The 23,399-nt window shown below is 37.5% G+C and carries 19 protein-coding genes; 8 read left to right on the top strand and 11 right to left on the bottom strand.

The window, feature by feature from the left end; genetic code table 11:
• Positions 1 to 7: 7 nt before the first annotated feature.
• Positions 8 to 1,918, bottom strand: coding sequence for an acetate--CoA ligase (acs, locus tag DCS32_RS07495; RefSeq protein ID WP_108877703.1), 1,911 nt, complete (start codon positions 1,916 to 1,918; stop codon positions 8 to 10).
• Between the two features lie 624 nt (positions 1,919 to 2,542).
• Between acs and DCS32_RS07490 the strand changes: the two genes are divergently transcribed.
• The 7 genes from DCS32_RS07490 (at position 2,543) to DCS32_RS07460 (ending at position 11,286) form a co-directional block, all read left to right on the top strand.
• Complete coding sequence (locus tag DCS32_RS07490) at positions 2,543 to 2,881, top strand: single-stranded DNA-binding protein (protein WP_108877702.1); 339 nt, start codon at positions 2,543 to 2,545, stop codon at positions 2,879 to 2,881.
• Positions 2,882 to 2,991: 110 nt separating this feature from the next.
• Positions 2,992 to 3,486: an acetyl-CoA carboxylase biotin carboxyl carrier protein subunit gene (locus DCS32_RS07485; RefSeq protein WP_108877701.1), complete on the top strand. Its 495-nt coding sequence runs from the start codon at positions 2,992 to 2,994 to the stop codon at positions 3,484 to 3,486.
• On the top strand, positions 3,487 to 4,938 hold the full coding sequence (locus DCS32_RS07480; RefSeq protein ID WP_239057579.1) for an acetyl/propionyl/methylcrotonyl-CoA carboxylase subunit alpha: 1,452 nt from the start codon (positions 3,487 to 3,489) through the stop codon (positions 4,936 to 4,938).
• A gap of 3 nt (positions 4,939 to 4,941) precedes the next feature.
• Positions 4,942 to 6,483, top strand: coding sequence for an acyl-CoA carboxylase subunit beta (locus DCS32_RS07475; protein WP_108877700.1), 1,542 nt, complete (start codon positions 4,942 to 4,944; stop codon positions 6,481 to 6,483).
• Positions 6,484 to 6,574: 91 nt separating this feature from the next.
• A complete protein-coding gene (gene recQ, locus DCS32_RS07470; protein ID WP_108877699.1) occupies positions 6,575 to 8,665 on the top strand; it encodes a DNA helicase RecQ in 2,091 nt (696 codons plus the stop codon).
• Positions 8,666 to 8,692: 27 nt separating this feature from the next.
• Positions 8,693 to 10,135, top strand: coding sequence for an SLC13 family permease (locus DCS32_RS07465; protein WP_108879259.1), 1,443 nt, complete (start codon positions 8,693 to 8,695; stop codon positions 10,133 to 10,135).
• 41 nt (positions 10,136 to 10,176) lie between these two features.
• The gene (locus DCS32_RS07460; protein ID WP_108877698.1) at positions 10,177 to 11,286 is read left to right on the top strand and encodes a T9SS type A sorting domain-containing protein; all 1,110 of its coding nucleotides are present in this window, start codon (positions 10,177 to 10,179) and stop codon (positions 11,284 to 11,286) included.
• 87 nt (positions 11,287 to 11,373) lie between these two features.
• Here DCS32_RS07460 and DCS32_RS07455 read toward each other — a convergent pair whose 3' ends face one another.
• The 9 genes from DCS32_RS07455 to DCS32_RS07415 form a co-directional block, all read right to left on the bottom strand.
• Positions 11,374 to 11,886, bottom strand: coding sequence for a GTP cyclohydrolase (locus DCS32_RS07455; RefSeq protein WP_108877697.1), 513 nt, complete (start codon positions 11,884 to 11,886; stop codon positions 11,374 to 11,376).
• A 21-nt stretch (positions 11,887 to 11,907) separates the two neighbouring features.
• Positions 11,908 to 12,489 (bottom strand): methyltransferase domain-containing protein, encoded by a 582-nt coding sequence (locus DCS32_RS07450; protein WP_108877696.1) that lies wholly within the window; start codon positions 12,487 to 12,489, stop codon positions 11,908 to 11,910.
• A 125-nt stretch (positions 12,490 to 12,614) separates the two neighbouring features.
• Entirely contained in the window at positions 12,615 to 14,414 is a 1,800-nt protein-coding gene (locus tag DCS32_RS07445; protein WP_108877695.1) for a YfiR/HmsC family protein, read from the bottom strand.
• A 16-nt stretch (positions 14,415 to 14,430) separates the two neighbouring features.
• Positions 14,431 to 17,133 (bottom strand): TonB-dependent receptor domain-containing protein, encoded by a 2,703-nt coding sequence (locus DCS32_RS07440; protein WP_108877694.1) that lies wholly within the window; start codon positions 17,131 to 17,133, stop codon positions 14,431 to 14,433.
• A 14-nt stretch (positions 17,134 to 17,147) separates the two neighbouring features.
• Entirely contained in the window at positions 17,148 to 17,540 is a 393-nt protein-coding gene (locus DCS32_RS07435) for a response regulator (RefSeq protein ID WP_108877693.1), read from the bottom strand.
• Positions 17,537 to 17,968 (bottom strand): response regulator, encoded by a 432-nt coding sequence (locus DCS32_RS07430; protein WP_108877692.1) that lies wholly within the window; start codon positions 17,966 to 17,968, stop codon positions 17,537 to 17,539. The genes DCS32_RS07435 and DCS32_RS07430 overlap by 4 nt, the downstream gene beginning before the upstream one ends.
• A 193-nt stretch (positions 17,969 to 18,161) precedes the next feature.
• Positions 18,162 to 18,998 (bottom strand): cupin-like domain-containing protein, encoded by an 837-nt coding sequence (locus DCS32_RS07425; protein WP_108877691.1) that lies wholly within the window; start codon positions 18,996 to 18,998, stop codon positions 18,162 to 18,164.
• Positions 18,999 to 19,121: 123 nt separating this feature from the next.
• Positions 19,122 to 20,216, bottom strand: coding sequence for a biotin synthase BioB (bioB, locus tag DCS32_RS07420; RefSeq protein WP_108877690.1), 1,095 nt, complete (start codon positions 20,214 to 20,216; stop codon positions 19,122 to 19,124).
• Between the two features lie 136 nt (positions 20,217 to 20,352).
• Positions 20,353 to 21,507 (bottom strand): beta-ketoacyl synthase N-terminal-like domain-containing protein, encoded by a 1,155-nt coding sequence (locus DCS32_RS07415; protein WP_239057578.1) that lies wholly within the window; start codon positions 21,505 to 21,507, stop codon positions 20,353 to 20,355.
• Positions 21,508 to 21,640: 133 nt separating this feature from the next.
• Between DCS32_RS07415 and DCS32_RS07410 the strand changes: the two genes are divergently transcribed.
• Positions 21,641 to 22,078, top strand: coding sequence for a cytochrome c oxidase assembly factor Coa1 family protein (locus DCS32_RS07410; protein WP_108877688.1), 438 nt, complete (start codon positions 21,641 to 21,643; stop codon positions 22,076 to 22,078).
• Positions 22,079 to 22,081: 3 nt separating this feature from the next.
• Here DCS32_RS07410 and bioA read toward each other — a convergent pair whose 3' ends face one another.
• Entirely contained in the window at positions 22,082 to 23,347 is a 1,266-nt protein-coding gene (bioA, locus tag DCS32_RS07405) for an adenosylmethionine--8-amino-7-oxononanoate transaminase (RefSeq protein WP_108877687.1), read from the bottom strand.
• Positions 23,348 to 23,399: the final 52 nt, after the last annotated feature.

Genomic DNA, 23,399 nt, shown 5'->3' with positions numbered 1-23,399 from the left:
GTTATACCTATAATAATACGTTATCCATAACATCCTTTACAGTCTCAGGATTAATCAATGTGCTTATATCTCCTATGTTATCAACATCTCCTGATGCTATTCTGCGCAGTATACGTCGCATTATCTTACCAGAACGTGTCTGAGGTAATGCACTTGTAAATTGAATTTTATCTAGTTTTGCAATAGGTCCTATTTTTTCTGTAATAATAAGATTAATTTCTTTTCTAAGATGATCATTATCAATACTTAATCCAGAATCTTTTAGGGTTACATAACCATACAAAGCGTTTCCTTTTATATCATGTGGAAAGCCAACAATAGCACTTTCGGCAACCGCTGGATGTTCATTGATAGCATCTTCTATAGGTGCGGTTCCTAAGTTATGACCGGATACAATAATCACATCATCTACACGCCCTGTAATACGATAATAACCAGTTGCATCACGTAATGCTCTATCTCCCGTAAAATATTTATTTTCAAATGTTGAAAAATACGTGTCTTTATACCTTTTGTGATCACCCCATATCGTTCTAGCTATACTAGGCCATGGAAATTTAATGCACAATCTTCCTTCTACTCGATTTCCTTTTATTTCTTTGCCTTGTTCATCCATTAAACAGGCTTGTATTCCTGGTAATGGTAAGGTTGCAAATGTGGGAATTGTAGGCGTCGAAAATGGAATAGGACTTATCATAATTCCTCCCGTTTCTGTTTGCCACCATGTATCGGCAATAGGACAATCTTTTTTCCCTACATTATTATTATACCAATGCCAGGCTTCCTCATTGATGGGTTCACCCACTGTACCTAATACTTTAAGGGATGTTAATTTATATTTTTCTACATAACTCAAGTTCTCCTTGGCAAGCGCTCTTATTGCTGTAGGTGCCGTATATAGTTGACTTACTTGATGCTTATCTATAAGCGCCCAGAAACGCCCCCAATCTGGAAAATTAGGTACTCCCTCATAAATTATAGAGGTAGCTCCATTAATTAATGGACCATAAACGGTGTAACTATGTCCTGTAATCCAACCTATATCTGCACTACACCAAAATACATCATCTCCTTTATATTGAAATACATTTTTAAATGTATAGGCCACATTAACCATATATCCAGCGGTAGTATGTAACATCCCTTTAGGTTTACCAGTAGAACCTGATGTATATAAAATGAAGAGTGGATCTTCTGCCTCTAGAGTCTCGGCAATACACTCTATTGATGAATTTTCTAATAATGGAGCTAGCCACTCATCACGTCCTTCTTTCAATACTACCTCACAGCCTGTACGTTTTACTACAAGTACATCCTCCACAGAAGGAGAATTATTTAAAGCATCATCTACAATAACTTTAAGATCTACCTTTTTAGTCCCACGATATGAACCATCACTCGTAATTACCATCTTACAACTCGCATCATTAATACGAGTGCTTAAGGCTACACTAGAAAATCCAGCAAATACTACAGAATGTATAGCTCCTATACGTGCACATGCCAACATAGAAACAGCTAGTTCTGGAATCATAGGTAGATAAATACAAACGCGATCTCCACGCTTTATCCCTTTAGATTTAAGCACATTTGCAAATTTACATACACGTTTATGTAAATCTTTATAACTAATATGCTCCGCAGCTTCACTAGGGTCATTAGGCTCAAAAATAAATGCGGTCTTATCTCCATGATGATTAAGGTGCCTATCGATACAGTTTTCTGTTATATTAAGTTGAGCACCATCAAACCATTTTACTTCCGGTTTTTCAAAATCCCAATCAAGTACCGAATCCCAGTACTTACGCCAGACAAAATTTTCTTCAGCTATTTCTTCCCAAAATTGCTCTGGATCATCTACAGCCATTCCATAGACCTGGAAATACTCTTTAAGTCCTTTGATATGGTAGTTACTCATAATATGAAAATAATTTAATGATGTATTTCAATATGCATAAGTCGAAAATTTTTCATCTACTTGCAATAAAATTTACATTTTAAAGAAAAAAAAATTATATAATAAATTTATGTAGATTTTTTTTCATCAAAATATATGTAGCACTTCAGAACTGTCTATTCTCATATTATTTTTCCAATTTGTATTCGCATAAAGACCAAAGTAGCCGAATAAATTATTTATGATCTGTATCGTAGCATTCTTTGTTGCCCAGCTAAAAGATTTCATACCGAGCGATTATTTTTTAAAGTCTAGCAAAAAAATAATCTCATATTTGTTTAAATAAACGATTCAAGTAATAAACACTTCAAAACCAGATTATTAAAAAAAAAAACACAAAGCACTGATTATCAGTAATAAAAACAATTTCAATTACTTACAAACGTTTACAAACGACTATAAACGTAAGTAAACGTTTAAAAGTCGGCTAGAGCTTGTGAGCTGTCGCATATTTGCAGTGTTCTTATGTACAAGTGGTTATTATAATTCGCTTACTAAGAATAAATGATTTTTTTCGAGAACGGCTCGAGAAAGAAATATAACTTAATTTGGTAGGCTTAACCTACTCAAGAAAAACACATTATTATGAACGCATTACGCAACAAAGTACAGTTAATTGGAAGATTAGGTCAAGAACCAGAAATCACAACATTTCCTGATGGAAATAAAATTGCCAAGTTCTCCATGGCAACAGATGATTCTTACAAAGACAAGAATGGTCAGAAAGTAGAACGTGCTTACTGGCACAACATCGTAGTACGCGGCGGTCTTGTTAAAGTAGTAGAAAGCTACATTCAGAAAGGACAAGAAATTGCGATAGAAGGTAAACTTACTAATCGCTCTTGGGAAGATAAAGATGGTATCAAAAGATATATGACAGAGATTGTTTGTAACGAGTTATTGATGCTTAGTAAAAATAACTAATCTTACATTTTTAATAAGAAAAGGCGCTCTTACGGGCGCCTTTTCTTATTAAAAGTTCATTAGGTTATCAATATCGCAATTACGTATATTTATATCTTAAAATACAAGCGATGAGCAACACCTATAAAACCACCGTTAATGAGGAGCATGAGTTCGAGGTTTCTCGTGACCAACTATCTCAGTTAGACGCGGTACCTACCTCTCCGGATTCTTACCATATTCTAGAGGATAACTCTTCTATTAAAGCAACTGTGGTCTCCTCAGATTTCAGCAAAAAGACGTACAACATTCAGGTAAATAGCAACAATTATGAAGTTGTTATTAAAGACGAAATTGACATTCTTATTAAAGAGATGGGCTTCACGGTAGGAGGTTCAAAGCAGCTCAACAATCTCATTTCTCCTATGCCAGGTCTTATTATTGATGTGCAGGTCTCTGCTGGTCAAGAAGTAAAAGAAGGTGACACGCTAGTGATTCTAAGCGCCATGAAAATGGAAAACAGCTTTGTATCCCATACAGACGGAGTTATCAAGGCCGTGCATGTTGTAAAAGATGACGCGGTAGATAAGGGGCAATTACTTGTAGAATTTGAAGAAGAAAAATAGATGAAAACTATAAAGAAAATATTAATTGCAAACCGTGGTGAGATAGCCATTAGGGTAATTCGCACTGCAAAGAAAATGGGTATTAAAACAGTAGCCATTTACTCTACTGTAGACCGTAATGCACCGCACGTGCGCTATGCAGACGAGGCCGTTTGCGTGGGTAATGCGCCTTCATCGGAGTCGTATTTATTAGGTGATAAAATTATCAAAGTTGCTCAAGAACTTAACGTAGATGCAATCCACCCTGGCTACGGATTTTTAAGTGAGAATTCCGCTTTCGCGAAAGCGGTAACCGAAGCACAAATGATCTTCATAGGCCCAGAGGCACACGCAATAGAAATCATGGGAAGTAAGCTCGCGGCCAAAGAAGCTGTAAAAGCATACGACATCCCGATGGTGCCAGGTATTGATGAAGCTATCACAGATGTAGAAAAAGCAAAAGCTATTGCTGCCGAAATAGGATACCCTATTCTTATAAAAGCATCTGCCGGAGGTGGAGGAAAAGGTATGTGCGTAGTAGAAAAAGACAGCGAACTAGCATCACAAATGAGTACGGCTATTAGCGAGGCGACTGCAGCCTTTGGCGATGGTTCTGTTTTTATAGAAAAATATGTGGCCTCACCTAGACACATTGAGATTCAAGTAATGGCAGATAATCATGGTAATGTGATTCACTTGTTTGAACGTGAATGTAGCATCCAGCGTCGTCACCAGAAAGTAGTGGAGGAAGCTCCATCTGTAGTCCTTACTCCGCAACTACGAGAAGAAATGGGACAAGCAGCAATAAAAGTAGCAAAAGCATGTAATTATCGTGGTGCAGGTACCGTAGAGTTCTTGCTAGACGATCAACACAATTTCTACTTCTTAGAAATGAATACTCGTTTACAAGTAGAACACCCAGTAACCGAACTTATCTCAGGTACAGATCTTGTTGAGTTACAGATACGCGTTGCTCGTGGTGAGAAGTTATCTATCGCTCAAGAAGACCTCAGCATTAAAGGACACGCATTAGAATTACGTGTGTATGCAGAGGATCCTCTCAATGACTTCTTACCTAGTGTAGGAAATCTATCTACTTACATTCTCCCAGAAGGAGAAGGTATACGAGTAGACAATGGATTTGAACAAGGAATGGATATTCCTATCTATTATGATCCTATGCTCTCAAAACTTATTGTTTATGCACCTACACGTGAAGAAGCTATAGAGCTGCTCTCTAAAGCCATAGATGATTATAAAATAGAGGGGGCGCAAACTACCCTTCCTTTCGGGAAATTTGTTTGTGAGCATGAAGCCTTCCGTTCTGGAAATTTTGATACACATTTTGTAAAAAATTACTATTCTCCAGAAGCTTTAAAAGAAGGTTTTAAGAAAGAAGCACGTATTGCTGCTCTTATCGCTCTTAAACAACATATAAAAGAACAAAATATCTTACGCCTACCAACTGTATAACCTATGGATGCTAACATTAAAACGCTCAACGAAAAAATTGAACTCGCTCACCTAGGTGGCGGGCAGAAACGTATAGACAAGCAGCATGAGAAAAAGAAACTTACTGCTAGAGAACGTATACATTACTTGCTAGACGATGGCTCTTTTGAAGAAATAGGTATTCTTGTAACCCACCGTACTACAGATTTTGGTATGGAAAAGGAAATCTATTATGGAGATGGTGTAGTTACTGGTTATGGTACTGTAAACGGTCGTTTGATTTACTTATTTGCACAAGATTTTACGGTTTTTGGAGGAGCACTCTCTGAGACACATGCAGAGAAAATTTGTAAAATAATGGATCTCGCCATGAAAACTGGAGCTCCATTAATAGGTCTTAATGATTCTGGTGGAGCACGTATACAAGAAGGTGTACGCTCACTAGGAGGTTATGCAGATATATTTTACCGCAATGTACAAGCTTCTGGTGTGATTCCGCAAATCTCGGCTATTATGGGACCTTGTGCGGGTGGAGCAGTATACTCTCCAGCAATGACAGACTTTACCATGATGGTAGAGAACACCAGTTACATGTTTGTGACGGGACCTAATGTTGTAAAAACGGTGACTAATGAAGAAGTAACCTCAGAAGAACTAGGTGGCGCAAGTACACACAGCTCAAAATCTGGTGTAGCACATATCACCTCTTCAAACGACGCACAATGTCTAGAAGATCTTAAATCTTTATTGAGCTACTTACCGCAGAATAATACGGAAACACCTAAGAATTTACCGTTTACACTTAAGGATGAAGTGCGCGACCAGCTTGCAACCATTATCCCAGATAGTGCAAACAAGCCTTATGATATGCACGAGGTAATCACGGGTATTATAGATGAGGACTCTTTCTATGAAATCCATAAAGATTATGCAGAGAATATTATTGTAGGTTTTGCTCGTTTAGGTGGTCGTAGTGTGGGAATTGTAGCAAACCAGCCTATGTTTCTTGCAGGAGTACTAGATGTAGATAGTTCGAAGAAAGCTGCTCGTTTTACAAGATTTTGTGACTGTTTCAATATTCCATTATTAGTACTTGTAGATGTTCCAGGTTTCCTTCCGGGTACAGATCAGGAGTGGAATGGTATTATTACAAACGGAGCAAAGTTATTATACGCACTTAGTGAAGCAACCGTACCAAGAGTAACGGTAATTACAAGAAAAGCTTATGGTGGTGCTTATGATGTGATGAACTCTAAGCACATAGGTGCAGACCTTAACTATGCATGGCCTAGTGCTGAGATTGCGGTAATGGGTGCAAAGGGAGCCAGCGAGATTATCTTTAGAAAAGAAATAAGCGCAGCAGATAATCCTGAAGAAAAACTACTTGAAAAAGAAAATGAGTATGCAGAGAAGTTTGCAAACCCTTATCGTGCCGCACAACGCGGTTTTATAGATGAAGTAATTATGCCACAAGACACGAGACGCAAACTTATCAAAGCATTTAGTATTTTAGAAAACAAGAAGGTGGAGCTTCCTAAAAAGAAGCACGGTAACATTCCTTTATAGCGTCTTATTTAAGAAAAATAAATACATCATTACTGTATAAAGAGGCGCTTTAATCAGCGCCTTTTTTAATTGGTATTAATAACTTTGTAAGATGGTTGCAACACAAGAATTACACTCCCTTTTAAAAACTCATTTTGGCTACGATAATTTCCGCCCTAACCAGCAAGAAATTATTGAATCTGTGTGTCGTGGAGATGACGCACTTGTTATTATGCCTACGGGTGGTGGTAAATCCATGTGTTTCCAATTGCCCGCACTTGCGCTAGATGGAGTTGCTCTTGTAATCTCACCTCTCATTGCCTTAATGAAAGATCAGGTTGATGCGCTACGTGCCAATGGCATAAAAGCAGCCTACTACAATAGTACACAACCTCTAGAAGAAACTCAGCAAGTATTAGCAGATTTACAAAGCGGCGCCATAGACCTCATTTATGTTGCTCCAGAGAGCTTACAAATGCTGGATGGCGCTTTGAATGCGGCGACCATTTCTTTAATTGCCATAGATGAAGCACACTGTATCTCATCATGGGGTCACGATTTTAGACCTGCATACACGCAACTAGGCTATCTAAAAAGACGCTTTCCACAAGCGCCACTTATTGCCCTTACCGCAACAGCAGACAGATCAACACAAGATGATATTGCAGACCAATTAGGAATAAGCAATGCAAAAAAGTACGTCTCTTCCTTTGATAGACCTAATCTCTATCTCGATGTAAGACCTGGCCAAAAACGTAATGACCAGATTCTTGATTTCCTTGAAGAGCACCCTGGAGAAAGTGGTATCATTTACTGTCTTTCTAGAAAAAGTACAGAGTCTCTAGCAGCCAAACTACAAGCTAACGGCTATAAAGCAGCTGCATACCACGCAGGAATGCATGCAGAGCAACGTTCAAAAGTTCAAGAAGATTTTATAAATGATACGACGCCCATAATTTGTGCTACCATCGCCTTTGGTATGGGAATAGATAAGAGTAACGTGCGCTGGGTGATCCACTACAACATGCCTAAAAATCTTGAAGGATATTATCAAGAAATAGGTCGTGCTGGACGTGATGGATTACCTGCCCACACCTTACTTTTTTATAGTTATGCAGACACCCTACAGCTAAGACAGTTTATAGACGGAGCAAAAAATGCCGACTACCAAATGGCTAAGCTTGACCGCATGCAACAGTATGCAGAAGCGCTGAGTTGTAGACGAAAAGTTCTTATCAACTACTTTGGTGAGTTTCTCTCTGAAGATTGCGGAAACTGTGACATTTGTAACAGTCCGCCGGCATATTTTGATGGCACTGTACTTGCTCAAAAAGTACTTTCGGGCGTTGCTCGTATGCAACAAAAAGAAGCGATGGGTACCGTAATTGACGTTTTAAGAGGTTCGCAAAACGCTCAAGTATATGACAAAGGCTATCAAGAAATAAAAACATACGGAGCCGCAAAAGATGTTCCCTGGAGAGACCTACAGCAATATATTGTGCAGCTTATCAATCAAGGGTTGTTAGAAATACGCTTTCGCGAAAGCGGAAGATTACTACTCACCCCACTTGCTAAAGAAGTATTATACGACGGGAAGAATATACAACTAGCTAAACTCACCAAAGTTAAAACCGAACCTGTTACCAAAGAACGCAAACCTAAAAAACCAAAAGGAACGCTCTTTGAAAAACTACGTGAACTACGCTCTGAACTGGCTAGAGATGCAAATGTGGCAGCTTATATCGTATTTTCTGATGCTTCCCTTAAGGATATGGAAGATCAAGAACCTGTGACTCAAAAGCAGTTTTTAGACATTCAAGGTGTGGGACAAGCAAAGATGGAAAAATATGGCGCAGATTTTATAAAGGTCATTAAAGAGCATGTCCAAAAACCAAAGCCTAAAAGCGGTAGTAAAACGTATCTAGAGACTAAGAAACTCATCCAGCAAGGCCTTTCTCTAGAAGAAATTGCAGAGACCCGTAAACTCACTATAGGCTCTGTGTACAATCACTTGATGAAGTTGCATGAAGAAGGTATGGAAGTAGATTTTTACCAGTTTATACAGCCTGTAGAAGTAAAGCAAATACACGACGCCATTTTAAAAGTAGAAGACGCAGATAAGCTCAAATCCTTTTATGAATACTTTAAGGAGGAGATGCCCTATTGGAAAATCAGACTTGCCTTATATTTAAAAGGTCAGTAGTTTTCTTTTTTGCCTATTTTTAAGGCTATGAAAGAATTTACGCTTTCGCGAAAAGTAGGCTTTATCATTGGCCCATTATTGTGCATTATACTACTTGCAGCACCTATAGAACTCATAAACCCAGCGATAGATAAGGTGATTGCTGTCGCTCTATGGATGATTATCTGGTGGGTTACAGAAGCTGTTTCCATCTCTGTTACTGCACTTATACCGCTTGCTCTGTTTCCGCTACTTGGCATAGGAGATATTAAGGATGTGGCGAGTAATTATGCAAATCCCATTGTGTATCTATTTTTTGGAGGATTTGTAATCGCGCTAGCGCTAGAAAAAGTTAACCTGCACAAACGCATAGCACTCTCTATTCTTAAAATCACAGGCACCAAAGCAAACGGAATTATACTGGGTTTTATGATTGCCACTGGTTTGATGAGCATGTGGATTTCAAATACGGCAAGTACTGTAGTAATGCTTCCCATAGCTGTTTCTGTCATACAACTTCTTATAGATGATGAGGATGGTTTTACAAAAAACGACCGCAACTTTGCCCTAAGCATTATGCTAGGTATTGCTTTTGGTGCAAACATAGGTGGGATGGCAACCTTGATAGGCACACCGCCTAACTCTGTAATGCTTGCTTTCCTTAATGAGAGTTACAATATAGATATAGGCTTTTTCCAGTGGATGAAAATGGGCGTTCCTTTTTCTTTCATACTTATGATCATCACATATTTTATGATTACAAGAGTCTTCTACAAGAATAACTTAGGTAATATCGGAAAGTCTGGAAATATCATACAGACAGAATTAGATAAACTTGGTCCTGTTTCAAAAGGAGAAAAAGTGGTGCTCATCATCTTTTTACTTACTGCGTTCTCATGGATGCTACGCTCTTATTTAAACAACTTGCTACCAGATATTACCCTTACAGACACGACCATATCTGTCATTGCCGCGCTACTTATGTTTATAGTTCCTATTGATTATAAGAAAGGTTCCTTTCCGCTTAATTGGGAAGATACTTCTCGATTACCTTGGGGAATTTTAATCCTCTTTGGCGGCGGTCTCGCACTTGCCTCTGGACTAGCACAATCTGGATTTATAGATATGATAGGTTCCTATATCTCACAGCAGGAAGACTGGAGTATGTGGGTGGTGACTGCCGTGCTTATTTTCTTAATGCTCTTTATGACAGAACTGATGAGTAATGTTGCACTTGTCACCATTTTAGTTCCGCTAGTGGTAGGTATTGCGATAGGGATGGATGTGCCCATTTTACAAATGGTAATTCCAGTGACCCTTGCTTCTAGTTGTGCATTTATGCTACCTATGGCAACACCGCCTAACGCGATAGTCTTTGCAAGTGGTCACGTACGCGTAGGCCAGATGGCACGTGTGGGTGTGGTTTTAAATTTAATCTCTGTAGGGTTGCTCTTTGCGCTGGCGTATTATGTGGTTCCGGTATTGTTTTGATATTTAATACTTAAGACTATATTTGTAAGAAAAATCATTCTATGAAGTTAAAATTACTTTTCGGTTTATTTATGTTTCAGAGTATCGTAGCTCAAGCTCAAGAAATTTTTACTGATTCATTTGCGGGGCAGGGAGCTCCATTTTCACTACACACTATTAATGATGAATTATATGTTGGACTCTTTGATGTGAACGCTAACAATATGGCTTACATTCAAAAGGTGCCGTTTAATAACCCTACTAATAAAATAACTGTTGCTGAAGCCCCGCCTGCAGTTGGCTTTATAAAACTCACTTATGATGAAAATTCCAACACTCTTATAGGTGGAACAGCAAGTACTTTGTACAAGCTAAATTTAAATGATGCCTTCCCAGTACAAGGAGAAGCGATTAACAACGCTGCGATAGATACCCAAATGGGTGTAGTATTATATAACAGTGTACTGTACTTTGTACGAGGTAATACAATTTTAAAATATTCTATAAATGACACTAACTACACGGAGACCATAGTTTTTGAGAATAATAACTCCACAATTATTGGAGAGGTTTTTAATAATGAGCTTTATTTCTTTGAGCGCACAGGAACCACAAACAACTTAGCCTTATATAAAATCAATATTAATGACAGCTCTCCAGATCCTATACTAGTTTCAAATATGGATGGTTATGCTGGATTTGTGCAAGATGTTTACTTAAAAAATAGTTTGCTATACGCTACAATTTCACTCTCGGCAAACCATAGTATCATTAAGTTCGATTTAGACAACGCGCTACCAATTAGTCCCGAATTTCTTTTAACTCCAGACAATGCTCCTTTAGGCATCACTAGCTATGAATCCAATCTATATTATATCACTGGATCACAGAATATTTTCTTAATAGAAGATCCAGAATTATTAAACACAAAAGATTTCAAGAGAGAAAATTCAATTGTTTATCCTAATCCTGCAGTAAACGATAGATTGTATATAAGTTCTGAATCAAGCCATAGATTTCAGTTAATTGACATCAATGGGAAAATAGTTTTACAAGGAACTCACAATCGCGAGGCAATTACCTTACACAACCTAAATTCTGGAGTGTACTTTTTGAAACTATTCAATAGAGATGGTGAAGTTCTAGAAACACAGAAGGTGATAAAAAACTAGCCACTGCGTACTATAGATTTTTGCAAAAGTAAATTATGATTTAACAGTATTTTTTTAAAATTACGCTTTCGCGAAAGCGTACTCATATTACAACTCCGTAGCTTGAATACCACTTACAGTAATACCAAGATCTGTGAGGGTTTTGGTTTTCTTCTCATTACCCGTAATCATTGTGATAGAACTCACTTCTAGGTATTTTAAAATTTTTGCAGCTGCGCTAAAATCACGATTATCCTTACGGAAACCTACAGCCTCGTAAGCATCTGCTTGAGCCATTCCTTGCTTTTTAAGTGGCAGTGTATTGAGTAGTGCATAATGTCCATTGCCCTTGCCCTCTTGTTCTAGCCAGATTACAATACCCTTTCCTTCACGTTCTATAAGCTGTTGCGAGATTTCCATCTGCTCACGGCAATCACATTCTATACTATTAAAATGATGAGCAAATATGCAAGAAGAATGCACTCTGCATAGCACATCTTCTTCTCCCGAGACATCTCCCATCACTAGCGCGTGACACTCCTTGACACCGTCATAAAAGAGAATTTCTTTATAGACACCATACTTGGTTTTAATAGTTCCTTCTGCAAGTTGTACGATCATTGTGTTGTGGTATTAACTAGTTTACTTTTTTACCATTTTGATAAATAACTCCTTATCTGCACGAGCAGCTACTGAGTTATCGGAAGTCTCCATTTTTTGAATATCAAAATGTTTTGAGAACAAGTTTTCATATTCCGCTACACTTCCTCCGTATGGTGGTCCTTTTTCGGTGAGTGGGAAGTTAAAAAGTAAGCCTACAAGTTTACCTTTTGGTTTAAGCAATGTGCGCATATGTGCGACGTAAGCAGGTCTTAATTCTGGTTGTAGTGCACAGAAAAACGTTTGCTCTATGACTACATCAAACTGCCCGCTGTATTTAAAAAAATCATCTTGTATAAGTTGCGAACTAGGAAAATCTGGCACTCTCTGTTTCAAATTTTCTAATGCAAGTTGAGAAAAGTCTACTACATACACATTTTTAAATCCCTGCTCCCAACAGTACTGCGCTTCATGACTATAACCGCCACCAGGAATTAAAATCTTTAATTCCTTATTTTCTAATTGATCGAGGTATGCTTTGATAGGTGGAGAGATTTCCTTTAAATCCCAGCCTGTGCTTCCCTCTGCATAGCGATTATTCCAATACGTTGAAGTAAGTTTCATAGATGCAGGTTTAGTTTTAAAGCAATATCTAGTATCTCGCAATTTAATTAAATTACGTGTAGCGAGTAATAAATGTAGTGTGTGTTACTTGTAGTTACGCTTTCGCGAAAGCGTACATAATCACATTACACAACTTCAGGACTCATAGGGATTGTAAAATAAAAAGTACTTCCTTTATTAATTTTTGAAGTCACCCAAATATTTCCTTTGTGTATCCCAACAATCTTTTTACAATGCGCAAGCCCTATTCCGGTGCCCTTATATTGATCTTTAGTATGCAATCGCTGAAAGATAGAAAAAATACGCTCCTGATGATCTTTACGAATACCTATCCCATTGTCTTTAAAAGAGAATTGCCACATCTTCTCATTAGGGTTCTCTAGGCTCGCAGTCTCGCTCACTTCGATATGTAATGTAGGTGATGTATCCTCTGCACAAAACTTTAAAGCGTTTGTGATTAAGTTTTGAAACAACAAGCGCAGCTCAATTTCAGAACCCATTAGGGTAGGAAGATTGGAATATGTAATAGTTGCATTTTTCCTTTTTATGAGTGCATAAATATCCTTCTCTAAGTCTTGTACCATCTTGTTACAATCTACCTCCGTAAAACTTCTAGTCTTACCTATGCGTGAGTATTCTAGCAACACATTTATAAGCTTTGCCATCCTCTCACTTGCCTCTTCTATAAATTCAAGACTCTGATTGCCTAAATCGTCAAACTGTGCACTATAATCATTCCTTATGAGCCCAATGAAGCTTGATATGGTATTGAGAGGTTCTTGTAAATCATGGCTTGCGATGTAGGCAAACTGCTCGAGGTCTTCATTTTTCTGACTGAGTTCTTCTGCCTGGGCTAGTATCTTTGCATTTTGCAATACAAGCTGTTTTGCAAGTTTGCTTTTACTTTGGTAATTCTTATAAATTATAAATCCTGCAACTAGAAATAAGAAGGCGATGATTCCTAAAAGCCAGTTGATGTTCTCTCTAAGAGATAGCTCTACAGACTGCTCATCAAGCGCTTTTTTCTGGACACTGAGATTTAAGTTTTGATTATCTATACTATCTTGATTGCGCTCTATTTCTTCTGCATTTTGAACTAAAATGCGCTGTCTTCTTTCAAGTTCTTCTAGTTGAGATTCATTTTCTATTTCCAGTTCTTTTGCAATTTCTTGCTTTTCTTCTAAGGTCTGTTTTTGAATCTCATCCTCATCGAGCAAATCTTGAATAGAGTTATTCTTTAATTTTACAATCTCTTGAATCGTGTCTATGATTTCATTCTTACTATTAATCTCTCTTTGATGTGCTATAATTAAAGAGTCCTTTCTCTTTGAATTTTGCTTAGCTAGATTAAGTGAGTCTTGTGCTTCTATAAAAAGTGATTGCCACTTTTGTGAAGTTTTAATGGCGTAAAATTTTAAGGAAGGAGCAATAACAAAGTCATTACTGCGCAGTAACTCTTCGTTAATTTGATGTCTAAATGTATTTCCAACTCTAATAATATTAATCATTGAATCATTAAATGCATAGCCCTCAGATATTACTAATATTCCCTTTCCCTCGATAGACTGAAGAATATAAGGCATTTGGAAATTGTACTTTTTGTTGACGTACAATACATCTACACCAGCTATATCTTTTACAGAAAGAAAATTGATAATCTCAACCGGTTTAGATTGTATTTGTCGTTTTTGAGCTATTGACTTAAAGTCGATAATAGTTCTATCAGGACCCAAAACTCCTATCTTAAAGGTATCTCCAGATTGAGATGACCAGTTTACTTGTTGAGCAATATTATAAACATAAATAGCTCGTTGCACTCTAGCGACTTGTTCAACATTAGTCTGCGCTTGAATTTGAGCAGAAGACCCAAAGATTATTAAGGCGACCATAATCTTAAGTGCCGTTAATAGTTTGAAATCTTTCATGAATAACACATCCTTTTTATAAGCTTAGAGATAAACTCACAAAGTAATTTCTACCCTGTACTCCAAACTGGCCTACTCGTCTACTATAGGTAAAATTACCGTTGCTCGTATTTGATGAATGCGTGTGTTTATCTGGGTACACATTAAAAATATTATTCCCTCCTATAGCAGCACTTACTCGTGAGTGGAACTGATAATGAATAGAGAAATCTGTAAGAACCTTTGCCGAAAACTTTTGATCTCGGGACTCTACATTTCCTGTAAAGTCATTTACAACCCAGTTGTCGCTATTTCCATCATCTGGGTGGAAATATTCTACAGGTCCAAACAATGTATTATTGAAGTGAATTTTAAACTTATCAATATCATAAAAACTTCTCCAGCTCAATTTATACTTGGGCTGTCCTTTCTCTAGCCTCCCAATTTCTTCTCTACTAAATATGACTTCTTCTGCTCCCTCAAAAGCTATGGGCACTCTTATATCTTTACTTACAGTGGTGCTATTGATATTAAAACCTAAAGAACTCTCTAGATCACCATTACCTACGTTGTTTTTATAAACTAATGCTAGATCTACACCTTGGGTATCTGTATCTATTGCATTTGTAAAGAACTGAGCTGCTCCAACTCCAAATGGTTCAAGAATGTCTTCATAACCATCAGATATGAGTCCTGAGAGTACAATTCTGTCTTTTATTGCTATGTAGTAATAGTCAAGTGCAAGCGAAAAATTTGAGCTTATCTTACTACTTAAACCTATGCTATAGTGATTTGATAATTCCGGACTTAGTCTATCTACATTAAAAGCTTGAGCAGTCAGTGCGCTTTCATTATTAAAAGTACCTACCTGCAAAATATTACCGTCAATAAACTGCGTGCTTATATTTTGAAAAAATACTTGATGTAGCGATGGTGCCCTAAAACCTGTAGCAATACCACCTCTCAAACTTGTATTATTAGATAACTTATATCGAGAAGCCACTTTCCAAATCACTTGACTCCCAAAGTCATTATAAAGCTCATTTCTGGCGGCAAGTTGTATGAGCCACTTATCATTAACATTTGCCTCAATATCTACGTAAAACGAGCTGTTTGTTCTAAATTTATTAAGTTCATTTTCTGGTTGAATTCCAGGAAAAACTTGTGCTCCTGCTATTCTTGGCTCCTCAAGACCCTCACTATTAGTAAAAACACTACCGCCATTTATATATGATGCTTCTTCTCCTGCTCCTATCTGATAATTTTCTACCCTTAACTCTGCTCCAAAAGAGAAATTAAGACCTGACCTCCAATCAAAAGATTTTGATAGGTCTAAGTTTGATGTATTCTGACTATACAAAAATCCTCCAGCATAAAAAGTAGTAGGTGACGCAATTCCTAATGACGCATTGTTAGAATTGTTAATGGTATAATCAAGAGAATTCATCCCTATAGTATGACTAAAATCAATATCCCAATTATGCTTACTTCCTCTCAAACCTAATGTCACGGCATCATCTTGAATATCTGTTAAGATTTCTGGAGAAAACCCGTTAGGAAATAAGCTTGTAATTACGCGATCTTCATCTTTAGGAAATCTATAAAAGCCAGCAGATTTTCCTTCTCTATAATTTCGTCCACCATGAAGGTATACTTGAGCACTGTCTGATACTTTTATTTCTCCATTAAAATGAATGGCTAGATTCTGAGTTTCGGAATTACCTACCTGCATTACTTGCCTATCTGAATAACCTGTTTGATCAAAGAAATTGTTCTGAACTATAAGTGCATTATCCTCTTCTTCATTATCTACATAAACACGTCCCGTATAGTTACCCGCTCTATTGGTAGCCTCTCGTTTTCTATATTCACCTGTAATATTTAAAAGGCCTTCCTTACCTAACTTCATACCAAAATTTGCTCCTGCAAATTGTGTGAGACCATCTCCTTCTTCATTAACTTTTAATAAATTTTTTAAAGAAACAGCATTCGTTTGGTTTTTGAGGATGATGTTGATAACCCCTGCAATAGCATCAGATCCATATTGAGAAGTCGCTCCATCTCTTAGTATCTCAATACGCTCTATAGCACTTATGGGGATAGCATTAAAATCCGTACCAACGGCACCTCGACCTATGGTACCATTCACATTGAGCAAAGAACTATTATGTCTTCTTTTTCCATTGATAAGGACAAGAACTTGATCTGTACCTAGTCCTCGTAGTGTCGCTGGATCAATGTGATCTGTACCATCTGCAATGGTTTGTCTGGTTGAATAAAATGAGGGTGAGAGGTAATGTAATATTTGGCTCAACTCTATTTGAGAAGAGTTTGTGATTTGTTGTGGTGATATGATATCTACAGAAGCCGTGTTCTGAAATGAGGAAACAGGATCAGATCTTGTACCTAGAGAGATAGGCTCATCTACAGAGAAACCTGTCTCTAATTTAAAGTTTACTTTTTGTGTTTCACCAGCTTTCACTACAACTGTTTTATAAAGTACATTATACATTACAAAACTTGCAGATAATACATACTCTCCTTCATCTACTTGAAAAGAAAATGCTCCATTAATATCTGTCTGGGTGCTCTTATTATAACCTTCTATACTAATAGTAGTACCTGGTAGTATCCCAAAATTATCTGTAACCACTCCTTCTATCGTAGCTCTAGATTGAGCGAAGCTAAGAGAAGATACTATGCACGCAATAAATAATGTAATCTTTGATAAAAAAGACATTAACTAGGGGTAATTTATGATCTTAACTCTACAGCTAAGGTATTATTGATTATTTCTGTAAGTACTGTATTAGAAAGCATCTTCTCTCTAACTCCTTTAATGCAATCATAAGAATTCAATCTATCTTGATTCTCTTGTGACGGCATAGTTCCTAAAAGCATTATTATTTGACTATTTCTAGCTTTTCTCTGGTGGTATGTATCTAAAAACTCCCACCCATTCATAACAGGCATATTAAGATCCAAAAAGATAAAGTCAGGATTAAATTCTGTGTCTAATATCTTCATCGCCTCTTCTCCATTTACAGCTACCAAAATTTCAGAAAAACGCGAGGACCTCTCTAAAATTATTTTATTGAAGAACGTTATTGGTTTGCTATCATCTACTATTAAGGCTTTATAAGTCAAACTAGTGGATTATTTTGAGTACTCGTAGACAATACGTTGCTATAAACCTTCAACACATGATCAAGTATATCAAAGGACAGGGGCTTATTAATAAAGTCAATAACCTTATAGTTTTGAATTGTCTTGTTTACATGTTCTGGATTTGAAGAACTAGAAAGAATGATTACTTTAATATCTTTTCTAAAATCTGGACACATCTTTTCATATTCGTCTAAGAATTCCCAGCCATTCATAGCTGGCATATTTATATCTAAGAAAATAAGATCTGGCTTTGTGGCTTCTCCTAATTCTACTTTAGACAGAAAAGTAAGACCTTCTTGTCCGCTTTGAACAGTTTTAATATGCTCAAAGGAGTTGTGCTTAATAACGACGTGTTGATTGAAAAAGTTTACAGCTTTATCGTCGTCTATAAGGAGGACTTTCATCATGCTAATGCTAGGGGATATTTGAATTCCTCACAAATAACAAAAAGTTGACGACTCATTGCAGTAAAATTGTAAAAAAAAATATTTATTCGATAAAAAATTAGATTAAAGCGACCAAACACCTGATTTGACATCTATGTTTAAGTAAACTATTAATAAAAGTTAATAATTTACTACATCGCATACGGATTGAAAGCTATAATAGTGCTTTCTTATTTTTTTCATCTATCCAATCTTGACCCTTTCGGCGTCTCATGAAATTGTCATAATGCCTCATATAAAAAACATTATACAGTGCTTTTCTAAGGTTAGAAAAATTTCGCGGAAGCGCTCTTAAACTCATACTAAATCCAGGCGTTTCATACTTCATGTAGTGCCAGTATCCTTCTGGCATATATAAGGTCTCACCATGGTTGAGATGGCATATAAACCCTTTAGCTTTTTTTAGCTTAGGGAACTTCTTATAATCTGGATTATCAAAGTTGATATCCTCTCTTGTAATTAGAGAATAAGGTACTTTGTAAAGGTTAGGTGTTTCACTAGGAGGGAATAATACACATTGCTTTCTTCCTTCAAAATGAAAATGCAAAATATTTGCCCAATCTATATCATGATGCATAAATACCTTACTTCCTTCTCCTCCAAAAAAGAGCATAGGTATCTGCTTGAGAAGTCTCAAGCCTATTTTAGGAAACTTAAAATCGTTTTTAAGAGAGGGAACCTCTTTCATGAGGTTATACAAGAAGATGCGATAATTAGTAGGTCCTTTTTTAAGTAAATCTATATAATCGCTCATACTCATGGTAGCATGAGCCTGGTTAAAACCTTCATCATGCTTTACAGGCCTGTCATCATAAAGAGGTACTTCTTTGTCTCCAGCTACCTCCTTGATGTAAGAAAGACGCCATTTCTCATATGCATCCCAGTCATCTACAAGATGCTCAATAACCACAGGTTTTTGAGGCTTTACGTAATCTCTTACGAACTCCTTCTTCGTTATAGAATGTACTCTAGGAATGGCTTGTAACTGCATGTGAAATAGAATTAATTAACCTTAATAGTTAAACACCTAAAAGCACTAACTCCCATCAGGGAGTTAGTGCTTAGTATAAAACTATGTTATATACCTACGATAATTTCAAAACTGCAGTTCTCTTTATTTCAAAGATTTTCCTGCAAGCTTTGCTTCTTCGTTTCTGTCAATTTTGTGTCCAGGTCTTGACCATTTAGGTTTCTCTCCTAATGATTCATATTTTGAGTCTACCGCCTCTACAGATGCTGGCTGAGCTTTCTTTACAAATGGTTTTTGAGGAGTAAGACCTAGTAGGTCAAACATCTTCATATCCTCATTTACATCTGGATTAGGTGTAGTAAGAAGCTTATCTCCTGCAAAAATAGAATTTGCACCAGCAAAGAAGCACATTGCCTGCCCCTCTCTACTCATATCTGTTCTACCTGCAGATAGTCTCACTTGTGTTTGTGGCAATACAATTCTCGTAGTTGCTACCATACGTATCATCTCCCAGATTGAGATAGGATCAATATCCTCCATTGGAGTTCCAGGTACTGCAACAAGTGCGTTTATAGGCGTAGATTCTGGCTGCGGATCAAGTTTTGCAAGCGCCACAAGCATTCCTGCTCTATCTTCTATTGCTTCACCCATTCCTATAATTCCACCAGAACATACCGTAACATTTGTTTTACGCACGTTTGAGATAGTATCGAGACGATCCTCAAAAGCTCTCGTAGAGATTACATCTTTATAGTAATCTTCTGAGGTATCTAAGTTATGATTGTATGCATATAATCCTGCTTCTGCAAGGCGTTCTGCTTGATTCTCGGTTACCATACCTAGCGTACAGCACACTTCCATATCAAGCTTATTAATCGTGCGCACCATTTCTAGCACGTTGTCAAATTCTGGTCCATCTTTTACATTACGCCACGCTGCACCCATGCATACACGAGAACTACCAGATGATTTTGCTCTTAATGCCTGTGCTTTAACTTGCTGTACAGACATTAAATCATTCCCCTCTATGTCTGTGTGATATCTCGCAGCTTGCGGGCAATACCCACAATCTTCTGGACATCCACCAGTTTTTATAGAAAGTAATGTAGAAACTTGTACTGTATTAGGATCGTGATGCTCGCGATGTGTAGTTGCAGCTTCATATAAAAGCTCCATCATCGGTTTATTATAAATAGCGAGTATTTCCTCTTTGGTCCAGTTGTGTCTTATTTCTGTCATAACGTAAAAATATGAAATAGTCTTAAGCAAGTAAACGGCTATTGCTTGATTTTTTTGATTTTAATAACCCTTGCTCATGTAATAGAAGATATGGTGGTTCTAATTACGCTTTCGCGAAAAAGTGCACACCATTCGCCTAAGCTTTCTCAACAATAATACTTACCGCGTTTCCTCCGAAACCAACAGCATTCACAAGTATCTTTTTGAGTTCGCTATCCTTAGATTTATCTTTAAGATAAGGCACTCCTATAAAACGTTGTTCTTGTAGCATTTTTATAGCAAGCTCTAGGCTTAACAAGCCACTTGCACCAAAAGTGTGTCCTATTTTCCATTTATTAGTAGTAAGCATAGGTACCTCTTCTCCAAAAACTTTCTTTATAGCTGCCATCTCAGAGGTATCTCCTTTAATAGTCCCAGGAGCATGCATTACAATAGCATCTATTTCTGATAGATCAATACCATCAAGTGCCATAGCTATAGACTTCTGAAAACACTCACCTTCACTTGAAATAGAAACTGCGTGTTCTAGCTTTTCTGTAGCATACCCTACACTTGTAACATATGCAAGTGCATTTTTCTTTTTACCAAGCTCTAGACAGGCCATTGCTGCGCCTTCGCCTAGTACCATTGTATTATTTTTCTTAAAAAGATTGAGTGCCATACTAGGGTATGCACTTGTCCCCTCTTCTGTAGGTGTAAGTTTCATTGCTCTTATTTGAGCAATTGTAAATGGCGTAAGTGCTGCCTCAGAACCTCCTACTAGAAACTTTTTGGCCATTCCAGATTGTAACCATGCTACTCCATTGAGTAAAGAGTGTAACGCTGTACTACAAGTAATAGAATGAGAGATATCTGGACCGTTAGATTTTAAATCATTTGCTAGCCATGAAGATATATTACCTAGTGTGGTAGACGGAGATGCTTGCGTAGGTACAATATTACGTTCCTTATACGTCTCAAAAAACTTTTCAAAAAGCTGCGTTGCTCCTCTTGATGACCCTACATTAATTCCAAAATCGCCGTCTTTCCATCCTGCTTGTGTTACAGCTATTCTTCCTGCGTATATAGCATAAAGAACAGATGGATCTATGCGTAAATAGTTTTTATCTTCTCGACGTATAGCTTGGATGGCTTTTTGCCCTTCAGGTGTTAACCTTGCCGTAAATGCTTCTAAATCTTCTTCCCAAGTAATTTTTGTAGTTGTTTCTTGGTATGCGTTCCACTGCTCTTCAGCATTTGAACCTAATGGAGAGATAGAACCTAGACCGGTAATGGCTATGGGAGTTTTCAAAGTATAATTGAATTTTGGTTTGCGTCTACAAAAGTACAATTTCGCGTAAGCGTACCCCATCTATTTTTAAGTTTTCTTGAAAAGTTCTGTAACTTTTACAGCCAAAACGGTACCTATCTAAAAATCAATCACAATGGATAATCAAAACGAACTTATAGAACGCCCTAGCTGGTGGAAACGCAATTGGAAGTGGGCAGTACCTGTAGGAGGATGCCTTACCGTAATCATTATCGCTGTCGTTTTGATAGTAGGTGGCGCCTTTGCTTTTGCAAATAAAATTAAAACAGCCTCTGGAAGTGACGAAGCGCTCATTCAAGTTCAATCCAATCAAGAAGTGATCGCTGTACTAGGCGAACCTATAGAAAGTGACGGTTTTGGGAGTTTTAATATCTCTATTAATAATGGAGAAAAAAGAAGTAATGCCACTACTCCCATAAAAGGCCCTAATGGAACCGGCGTTATACATCTTATCACGAGCGGTGAAGATGATAAGAAAGTGTACGAAGTTTATAATGTAACTATAGACGGCAGCGACCAAGTAATTGAGCTAGATCCAAAAGCGATAGAGTAGTCTCTAAAAATGATCTAAAGCCTCTTGTATTGCTGTATAAACCTGAGTGAGTTCACTATCTGTTATCACATACGGAGGTAGTACATAAACTGTATTTCCTAGCGGTCTAAGTGCCACGCCACGTTTCATAAAAAATTGGTACAGCTCATCTCGTAAATTCCCATAGCGTTCCATTTCTATGTTGAGATCTATGGCTATGATTACACCTTTTGTGCGTACATCTCGCACTTTAGGGTGTGTTACTACTTGCTGTGCAAATACTTGATGTGCTTTTTCTATACGCTTACGACTATCTGTGATTTCTGAGCTTTGCAACACTTCCATCCCTGCAATTGCAGCGGCGCAGCCTACAGGGTGCGCACTAAATGTGTGTGCATGAAAAAAGCCTTTGTGCACCTCGTCGCTCAAAAAGCTATCAAAAACTGCCTGCGTACAACTTGTAATACTTAGCGGAAACATCCCTGCAGTCAGTGCTTTACTCAGGCACATTATATCTGGCTTGTTTCCCAACTGGTCACAAGCAAAAATGGTTCCCGTTTTCCCAAAACCAGTCATGATTTCATCTGCAATGGTGAGCACATTTGCCTCACGACATTGTTTGACTAACGCATCAAGACCATTTACAGAGTGAAATTTCATTCCGGCAGCTCCTTGGACTAATGGCTCAAAAATAAAAGCGGCGCACTTATTTGATGTGAGTATGGCTTCAAGCTTAGCCATCACTTCCTCTAGATTATCTTCTTGAGGCGTAGGAATTCTAACAACTTTAAGTAAAAAATCCTCAAAAGGTCCGTTGTATGAGCTCAATCCAGATGCGCTCATCGCCCCAAAGGTATCTCCATGAAAACCGTCTTCAAATGCGATAAGCGTATCTCTCTTATCTCCTTTATTGTGATACAACTGGATGGCCATTTTTATAGCTGCCTCAACCGCTGTAGAGCCGTTATCATTAAAGAAAATCTTCTCTTGATTTTCTGGTAGTATCTCCATTAGTTTTTCGGCAAGGGTGATTGCTGGAGGATGTGTAAAGCCACTAAACATTACAAAATCTAGCGCCTGCATCTGCTTATGCATTGCCATTGTAATATGCTCATTGCCGTGACCATACATGGCTGTATACCATGAGGCAATCCCATCTATATATTCCTTACCCTGCTCATCATACATTACCGCTCCTTTTGCTCTCGTAATTACAACAGGGTCCTGCGCAGTCTGATGCTGAGTAAGTGGATGCCAGAGATGTTTTTTATCTTTTTCTTGAGTAGTCACAGTAGTAATTTTTGAGTAAAGTTAGCTAAGGAGTTGATTATCTAAAATCCCT

The organism is Dokdonia sp. Dokd-P16 (assembly GCF_003095655.1).
GTDB lineage: Bacteria > Bacteroidota > Bacteroidia > Flavobacteriales > Flavobacteriaceae > Dokdonia.
Note: the sequence above shows the minus strand (reverse complement) of the source record. Positions and strands in the feature narration are given on the sequence as shown.